At 64.3% G+C, this 6,369-nt stretch carries 7 protein-coding genes and 2 pseudogenes; 8 read left to right on the top strand and 1 reads right to left on the bottom strand.

The features are described from left to right. The first annotated feature begins 401 nt into the window (after positions 1–401). The 3 genes from MTX34_RS25360 to MTX34_RS25350 are packed head-to-tail and all read left to right on the top strand — an operon-like array spanning position 402 to position 2,401. The gene (locus tag MTX34_RS25360) at positions 402–1,190 is read left to right on the top strand and encodes a GntR family transcriptional regulator (RefSeq protein ID WP_008720425.1); all 789 of its coding nucleotides are present in this window, start codon (positions 402–404) and stop codon (positions 1,188–1,190) included. Positions 1,191–1,218: 28 nt separating this feature from the next. Continuing rightward, positions 1,219–1,557, top strand: coding sequence for a rhodanese-like domain-containing protein (locus MTX34_RS25355; RefSeq protein ID WP_008720426.1), 339 nt, complete (start codon positions 1,219–1,221; stop codon positions 1,555–1,557). A 1-nt stretch (position 1,558) separates the two neighbouring features. Beyond that, positions 1,559–2,401, top strand: coding sequence for a sulfite exporter TauE/SafE family protein (locus tag MTX34_RS25350; RefSeq protein ID WP_008720427.1), 843 nt, complete (start codon positions 1,559–1,561; stop codon positions 2,399–2,401). Between the two features lie 84 nt (positions 2,402–2,485). Here MTX34_RS25350 and MTX34_RS25345 read toward each other — a convergent pair whose 3' ends face one another. Continuing rightward, on the bottom strand, positions 2,486–3,037 hold the full coding sequence (locus MTX34_RS25345) for a hypothetical protein (protein WP_008720428.1): 552 nt from the start codon (positions 3,035–3,037) through the stop codon (positions 2,486–2,488). Between the two features lie 106 nt (positions 3,038–3,143). Between MTX34_RS25345 and MTX34_RS25340 the strand changes: the two genes are divergently transcribed. The 5 genes and pseudogenes from MTX34_RS25340 to MTX34_RS25320 form a co-directional block, all read left to right on the top strand. Then, positions 3,144–4,508 (top strand): IS256 family transposase, encoded by a 1,365-nt coding sequence (locus MTX34_RS25340; RefSeq protein ID WP_042940314.1) that lies wholly within the window; start codon positions 3,144–3,146, stop codon positions 4,506–4,508. 223 nt (positions 4,509–4,731) lie between these two features. Continuing rightward, positions 4,732–4,896, top strand: a complete 165-nt coding sequence (locus tag MTX34_RS25335; RefSeq protein ID WP_155288693.1) for a hypothetical protein — start codon at positions 4,732–4,734, stop codon at positions 4,894–4,896. Positions 4,897–5,054: 158 nt separating this feature from the next. After that, a pseudogene (locus tag MTX34_RS25330) lies at positions 5,055–5,377 on the top strand (cation-transporting P-type ATPase); the annotation flags it as partial. A 360-nt stretch (positions 5,378–5,737) separates the two neighbouring features. Beyond that, a complete protein-coding gene (locus MTX34_RS25325; RefSeq protein ID WP_051048272.1) occupies positions 5,738–6,205 on the top strand; it encodes a hypothetical protein in 468 nt (155 codons plus the stop codon). Between the two features lie 36 nt (positions 6,206–6,241). After that, positions 6,242–6,369 (top strand): annotated as a pseudogene (locus MTX34_RS25320) (hypothetical protein); the annotation flags it as partial.

The raw sequence follows: 6,369 nt of genomic DNA, 5'->3' as shown, positions 1-6,369 counted from the left end.
CCCGAATCGGAGGCGGTCGTGCAGTCCGCCCCCGGTTTGGTCCTGTGCTCGCCCTGTCGGCTCGCTGCGCCACCGACGGTGAGCAGACCCCAGACCGAGCAGGACCCCGGGCGACACTCCTGATCCGGCACCGACTGGCCTGACCCGGGACCGACTGGGAGGCGACGTGATGCCGCGTCGCTACGCGGACGGATTCACCAGGTTCGGCGCGATCTCCACCAGGCGCTCGTTCGTGCTCGGCGAGACTTTGTCGATGCGAAGGTCGTCTTGTTGCGTGTCGACCTGCGCAGAGCATCTCCCGTCCGTACGGATGTACGTACATTTGTTGTACAGTGGCCCCGAGGGCCAGCAGTCGGCGGCTCGAATTCGGATTCCGACACAGATCGACAGGAGGGCCTTTGATGGTTGAACCCGATCGCAGTGCCGCGCTCGACCGCTCCAGTGCGATGCCGCTGTGGGCGCAACTGCATGCTGATCTGGTCCGCCGAATCGGTGACGACGAATTCGCCGGCTCCGAGTTCCCGGGCGAGCATGCGTTGACGACGAGCTACGGGGTGAGCCGTCACACCACCCGCGAGGCCCTGCGGCACCTGCGGAACGAAGGAATCTTGATTGCAGAGCGTGGCCGGCCTTCTCGGTTGGCGGCTCCGCCGGTGATCGAGCAGCCACTCGGTGCGCTCTACAGTCTCTTCGCTGCGGTGGAAGCCACGGGTGTTGCTCAGCACAGCGTGGTGCGTGTACTCGAACTGCGGACCGACCCCGCGGTGGCCGCTACCCTGCGGGTCGGTCCCAAGGCGCCGCTGCTCTACCTAGAGCGCATCCGTATGGCAGGGACCATGCCGTTGGCGCTCGACCGTGCCTGGTTGCCGGGGGATCTGGCACGCGACCTCCTGGATGCGGACTTCACTCACACGGCTCTCTACATCGAGCTCGAGAAGCGTTGCGGCATCCGCCTGACCGGTGGCCGCGAGGACGTCACTGCCGTCGTCCCGGATCCGGAGGATGCGGCAGCACTCGAACTCGATTCGAAGACCTCCGCGCTGTCGATCCGCCGTTCGGGTTGCATGAATTCCCGGCCGGTGGAGTTGCGGCACACAGTGATTCGAGGAGATCGGTTCACCGTCTCGGCCACGTTCTCACCGAGCGACGGCTATCGCTTCGTGCCGGCCACGCCGCTGCACGCCCTGTAAGCACCCACTGATCCAAGGAGCGTTCTTCATGACTGGAGCACCACCGGAAGCCGATCCGGCCGCCGCACACGCTTTGATCGCCGAATCGGGAGCCATCCTGATCGATGTCCGCGAGGACGACGAATGGGCAGCCGGCCACGCCCCGGACGCCGTCCATGTACGCCTCGGCGATCTCGATCCTGCTGCCTATCCTCCCGAGCAGAAATTGGTCGTGGTGTGCCGCTCGGGCGCTCGGTCGAGCAAAGCTGTCGCGGCCCTCACCGATGCCGATCGCACGGCGCACAATCTGTCGGGCGGTATGATGGCGTGGCACGAAGACGGCCGCCCTGTGGTCCGTGATGACGGCACGCCCGGCTCAGTAATTTGACATGGTCGCCATCCTCGCGATCGCAGTCGCCGCAGGGATTCTCATCGGGCTTTCCCTCGGCGCGCTCGGTGGTGGGGGATCGATACTGACTGTTCCTGCTCTGGTGTACCTCCTGGCGGTTGAACCGCAATCGGCAACGAGCGCCTCGCTGATCATTGTCGGAATCACCTCGATCATCGCGGCCATCAGCCATGCGCGAGCACGGCACGTTCGGTGGCGGGCAGCGGCAGTGTTCGGACTTCTGGGCGCGGGCACCGCCTTCGGTGGGTCGATCCTCAACCGATCGGTCGACCCGCAGATTTTGCTGCTCGCATTCGCGGCTCTGATGATCGTCGCCGCCGGTGCGATGCTGCGCCGCACCCGGCGAGGACACGATGCCGACCTACCGACGCCGAACCCGGTCGAGACCGCGGAAACACGGTCGAGCGCCGTCGCGGTCGCCGCCAAGCCCACGAAAGTGAAGATCACTACTTCGCAGGTGGTCAAGCTGGTCGCCTCCGCGCTCGTCGTCGGCTGCCTCACCGGGTTTCTGGGAGTGGGCGGCGGATTCCTCATCGTCCCCGCCCTGGTTCTGGCACTGGGCTATTCGATGCCCGTCGCGGTCGGAACGTCACTGGTGATCATCTCCATCACCAGCGCGGGAGCCTTCACCGAACGCCTCGGCACGGGTGCCACCATCCCGTGGGAGATCGTCGTACCGTTCACTTTCGCGGCAATTACAGGCTCGTTCGCAGGAAAAGTCATCAGCGACAGAGTTTCTGCCACCACACTCACCCGTAGCTTCGCAGCCCTGTTATTCGTCGTAGCCGTCTACGTCACCGTCCAGGCATCCATGGCCCTGTAACGCACATCGTTGTGCATCACAGAGCCTATTTCTGCGCATGCAAATGCGTGACGTGTGTGGTCTCGGGACATACCTAACTGATCGTCACCGGGACATCGTTAACGGTCTCGGGGTCGGGTGGGCGTTGAAGTTTCGGATCGGTTTGGTGGTGGTTCCGGCGTGCAGTGAGAGTTTTGTGGGGCCGTCGAGAACTCGGAAATGGTGATCCTCGACGACCACGGTGAGGATGGTTCCGGCGTGTGTGCGGCCGACGGGCAATCTCTGGCCGTCGACCATGACGACACCGTCTATCGGCACTTTCCGGTGCACGCGTTGGGGGCCCGAGGGCGGCGGGAGGAGCGTCGTTGCTCGACGCACGCGGGTCAGTTGGCGGTTATCGTTGCTGATCAACGGATTCGGCAAGGTCTTGATCACATGGTTACCGGCGATGGCGTGGATGAGACCGCCCTCGATTCTGAGGGTGATGCGGGTTCCGGCGGTGTCCGGACCCAATGCGAGCTGATGGCCGAGCAGGGTGATCAGTCCATCGCGGGTGGCGGTGCGATCGACCTCGATCGGTGCCGCAGTGCGCAAGCGGGCACTCGGATCGAACGCGGGCAGTGCCGGCGCAGTCTGCCCTGCACGTGCGCCGCGCATGGTCAACCGGTCGAGGTCGGCGCTCGTCAGCTGGGAGGCACACCGTGGGGCGTGTCAGATGGTTTGTGTAAGAACGGACTGACACGGATGGAGCATCATCGTGACCATGACTGTGGACAGCAATCATGCAGATGACACGAACGATCGGGCTGAGCTCAGCGCCTTCGACGCCTTGAAGGCCTCGGGTGCCCTCGACGAGGTGATGGCCAAGATCGACACGGGCCAGCTGCAGATCACCGGGCAGGGCGGGTTCCTGCAGGAGATGGTCAAGGCGGTTCTCGAGCGCGGACTGCAGACCGAACTCACCGAGCACCTCGGATACGACAAGGGCGACCTTGCCGGCCGTCTACTTCCCAACGCTCGCAACGGTTTCAGCAGCAAGACCGTGTCGAGCGAAGTCGGCGATGTGCCGTTGGCAATCCCCCGCGACCGCGACGGCACGTTCGTTCCAACCCTGGTCCCGCGTGGTGCGCGCAGGATCGGTGGGCTCGATGACATGATCGTCGCGCTCTACGCCGGCGGCATGACAGTGCGCGACATCGAGCATCATCTTGCCTCGACCATCGGTACCGAAATTTCCCGCGAGACCATTTCCAAGATTACCGACTCGGTCCTCGAGGAAGTCCTCGAATGGCAGCGCCGGCCACTCGATCCGATCTATCCGATCCTCTATCTCGATGCGATCGTGGTCAAAATCAGGTCCGGTCAGCAGGTCACCAACAGGGCTGCGCACATCGCCGTCGGTGTCGACCTCGACGGCATCAAACACGTGTTGGGGATCTGGGTTCAAGAACACGAAGGGGCGAAGTTCTGGGCCGGGATCTGCGCTGAGCTGGCAAATCGTGGCGTCAGAGACGTCCTGATCGCCTGCACGGACGGCCTCACTGGATTCGGCGACGCCATCGAAGCGACGTGGCCGCACACCGTCGTGCAGACGTGCACCGTCCACCTGATCCGCGCGTCGATGCGGTTCGTGGCCTACGGCGACCGCAAAGCGGTGGCGTCGTCGCTCCGGTCGATCTACACCGCACCCACCGTCGATGCGGCCCAAGCTGCACTCGACGACTTCAAATCCTCGCAGTGGGGTGTCAAGTATCCGACAGCGGTGCGGACGTGGGAGAGCGCGTGGGAGCGGTTCATCCCGTTCCTGGCTTTCCCACCGGCGCTCCGGAAGATCATCTACACCACCAATGCCATCGAATCGCTCAACTATCAACTTCGCAAGATCATCAAAAACCGCGGACACTTCCCCAATGATCAAGCGGCAGTGAAGCTTCTGTGGCTCGCGATCTGCAGCATCGAGGACAAGCGCGCCCGGGAGAGAGACCGCCTGAGCAAAGATCGACTCGCACCCCGCACCGGCAGGGAGGTCAACAGACTGATCGAAGGATCTCTGACGACCGGTTGGAAACAAGCGCTCGGCGCGCTCGTGATCAACTATCCGGACAGACTCGACCCTTATCTCACCTGAAAGCAAATTCGCTCACAGATAACTTGACAAGCTCCAACCGTGGTGACCACCAAACCGTCGATCACGGCGTGGATGCTGGCGAGGTCGGCCCACAGGGTTACCATGCGTCCGGCGAACCCCTTCCCAATCCACACTTGCTGTGCACCGACCAGATCGACGACGCCCGCCGCCGGTATGCGTAGGTCGATCTCGTAACCGCCGGCCATCCCTGATCGCGCCGAATATGGTTGTACGACAACAGACGCGGCAGACGCGGCAGGGGCGGCCGGCGTCGCACTTCGATACCGTCTGGGTCCCCGCAGAATACCACTTCGCGCTCCGTGACGGCCGCGGAGTCGGATTCACCTACATCGAGGGTGACATCGTCCGCGGAACCTCACGTCTGTGACCACCCGCCCCCGTGCCTGACCGCACCGGGGTACCCGCCCCACCGCACCGACTGGAAGGAACGCCCCTCGTCTACGACCGATCTCGACGAGCGCCCGTGGACCCGGCCGTGGGTTCCCATTCCGGGCACCGCGACGAAGTCCTCGACAGGCGGAAGCTGGCATCAACGACGGGCCGGCGTTGGCGAGCGCGGATCTCGGTTTGGCGATCGGCGCGGGCACCGATGTCGCCATCGGTCCGGGGACATCATAGTCGTCCGCGACGACCTCGGCGATGTGGTCGATTCGTTGGGGCTGGCCAAGGCCATACTGGCGACCATCAAGGGAAACATGGTGTGGGCGTTCGGGTACAACATCGCTGCCATCCGCATAGCGGCCGCAGGTCTGCTCAACCCGCTCCTCGCGGGCGCTGCCATGGCGTTCTCGTCGTTCTTCGTCGTATCGAACAGCCTCCGGCTGCGTCGGTACCCCGCTACATCCTGACGACCCGGGAGGGATACCTCGGCGAACAGTGAACTGGTGTCGCCGCGTCAGCGAACGTGAAGTGATCGCGCTGTGCGTGGCCGCGCCGCACGACCGGCCCGGCCACGCACTCCTGCGCAGCACGCCCGGTCAGCCACCGGGCGGATTCGTACCGACGTCATCGCCGCGGTACCTACAGTCAGTCGCATCCGCGGGTGCCGAAGTTCCCGCGTCGATCCGGGAACTTTCTCCGCCCGCGGTGCGACTGGTGGTCGACCGGTCATGAGCTGCGCCGACACAGGACGCGGCCGACGGATGCGGCCGATACCGCAGTTCACGGGAGGGTTCGAAGTGCACGACGATCTTCGCCACTATCGGCCCATGTTCGAGGCCATCGAACGACGAGTGCTGGCGACGGTAGAGATGGCTGCCCACGAGCGCCTGCGTGCGGCTACAGTGATCGCCGTAGCAGGGCTGGGTCTGTGCCTGGGCCAGTCGGGCGAGGCAACGGGCTGGGCAACATTGCTCAACAATGCAGCGGCGCAGGCGGAATCGACCAGCATCGTCGCTGTCATTGCCGCCCATGCCGGTGTGATCTTCTGTCTGATCTGCTCAGCCGCCGCACTCCATACCCGAATGATCCATCTGATCGTTCTCGCCGCCGCAGGATGCGCCAGCACTTCGGTCCTGGCGATGTTGTCCATCTGGACACGCCAGTCCGCTCACGACAGTTCAACTCTCGCCGGCCCCGGCCCTGGCGCGCTGATCGGGCTGCTCACCGCCGTGGTTCTCACCGGGCTGTGGACACGACTGGCCCTTCGCCCGGAGCGTCGCGTCTTCACGTACTGATCGAGCCACCATTCCGCCGAACCGACAGAAGGATCGATCCCGTTCGGCGGCTTCCCTTGGGGCCGCATCGCATTCGGTCAATCCGACGGGCCGCTGCTGCCTCTGGCTGCGGTGATCGGCGCGCCGGGGTTGTCGTTCGTCGTGGTGCTGATCGGGTCCGCTCT

This window comes from Rhodococcus sp. ARC_M5, from assembly GCF_022810405.1.
In the GTDB taxonomy this organism is placed as follows: domain Bacteria; phylum Actinomycetota; class Actinomycetes; order Mycobacteriales; family Mycobacteriaceae; genus Rhodococcoides; species Rhodococcoides navarretei.
This window is presented reverse-complemented; position numbering and strand designations above follow the sequence as displayed.